Here is a 1,517-nt window from a genome sequence, read left to right on the forward strand (position 1 = left end):
AGGGGGCCGGGAGGCGCGGTGCGGGTCGGACGCGCACCGTCCTCCCTCGCAGGCTCGGTCGGCGCGCCCCGCATGACGCTTCGCGTCATTGCTGAGCGGGGCGCGCCCGGGATGGCCGGGTCTGCTGCGTCGACCGGGTCGACCACGTCGGCGACCGGGGCCGGTGAGCCGGGGTCAGCCGGTGACGGCCTTGACGCCGTCGGCGTACTGCTGGCCGAGTTCCTCGTTGACCTGCTTCGGCGAGCTGCTGCAGTTGAGGACGCTCTGCAGACCGGCGTTCAGCTGGTCGTAGAACGTCGACGTGGGCCAGTCGGGGTAGTACCCGAGACCGTCACGCTCGGTCAGGGTGTTGAAGTTCGCGATGAGCTCCTTGCTCTTCGCGTCCGTGATGTCCGACTCCTTCGCCGCGACCGGGACGCCACCGTTGTTGCCGATGATCGCCTGCATGTCGGGACGGAGGGTGATGTCGATGAACTTCTCGGCCAGGGTCTTGTTCTTCGCCTTGGTCGGGACGACCCAGAGGTTGCCCGAGGACCCCGGCGACATCTCGGCGCCCGGGTACAGGAAGGTGCCCCAGTCCTGCTTCATCTCGGTGGTGAAGCGGCCGTACCACCACGAGCCGGAGAAGAACATCGGGTACTTGCCGCTGATGAAGGCGGTGCCCGCGTCCTCGGCCTTCATGCCGGTGGCGTCGGACGAGATGTAGCCCTTGTCCGTCCAGTCCTTGATCGTCTTCGTGGCGTACGAGATCTCCTTGTCGGAGAAGTCGACCGGGTTCTTGTAGAGCTGGTAGTCGTCGACCCAGCCGCGGTCCGCCTTCGACAGGGCGAGCTGGTACCAGAGCTGTCCGAGCGGGTACTCCGCGGCGGACTCGGCGAGCGGGGTGACGCCCTTCGACTCGAACGTGGCCATGGCCTGCTCGAGGTCGGCCTGGGTCTTCGGGACCTGGACGCCGTACTTCTGGAACAGCTCCTTGTTGTAGTAGAACTCGACGTACTCGCCGTAGTCGGGCACGCCGTACCAGGAGCCGGAGCCCATCACGCCCTTGTCGTCGTAGCGGGCCGTGGTCTGCAGGGACTTGGCGAGCTTCTCGTCCCAGCCGTACTTCTTGACGGCGTCGTCGAGCGGGCTCAGGAGCCCCTGGCTGGCGAGCAGGCCGGCGGTCGCGTTGCCCTTGTTGTACTCGATGAGGTCCGGGGCCTGGTCGGAGTTGAGCGACTGGCTGGCCGTCTTCCGGATCTGCTCGAAGCTCTTCTCCTGGAACTCGACCTTCGCGCCGGTCTCCTTCTCGAAGACCTTGATGGACTCCTTCCAGGCCTTGCCCATGGCGGAGTCCTCGGACTCGAAGTGCCAGAGCTTCAGCGTCTTGCCGTCCTCGTTGCTGCGGTCGTCGGCGCTCCCGCCGGCCGAGCAGCCGGTGAGGACGACGGCGGTCGCGGCGAGCCCGGCGAGTGCGCCGAGCAGGCGTGACTTCTTCATGTCGCTACTTCCTTGTAGGGGGGGGATGGCTTGTCGGG

1 protein-coding gene is annotated in these 1,517 nt (G+C 66.8%); it reads right to left on the reverse strand.

Annotation, left to right across the window (positions count from 1 at the left end):
* Window positions 1-174: 174 nt before the first annotated feature.
* The gene (locus QL987_RS16860; RefSeq protein WP_290158814.1) at window positions 175-1,479 is read right to left on the reverse strand and encodes an extracellular solute-binding protein; all 1,305 of its coding nucleotides are present in this window, start codon (window positions 1,477-1,479) and stop codon (window positions 175-177) included.
* Between the last annotated feature and the right edge of the window lie 38 nt (window positions 1,480-1,517).

Source organism: Curtobacterium sp. APC 4022 (assembly GCF_030407555.1).
Lineage (GTDB): Bacteria > Actinomycetota > Actinomycetes > Actinomycetales > Microbacteriaceae > Curtobacterium.

Excerpts from the sequence above, each read along its gene's own strand:
- QL987_RS16860 (WP_290158814.1), bottom strand. The coding sequence starts at position 1,479 with ATGAAGAAGTCACGCCTGCTCGGCGCACTCGCCGGGCTCGCCGCGACC.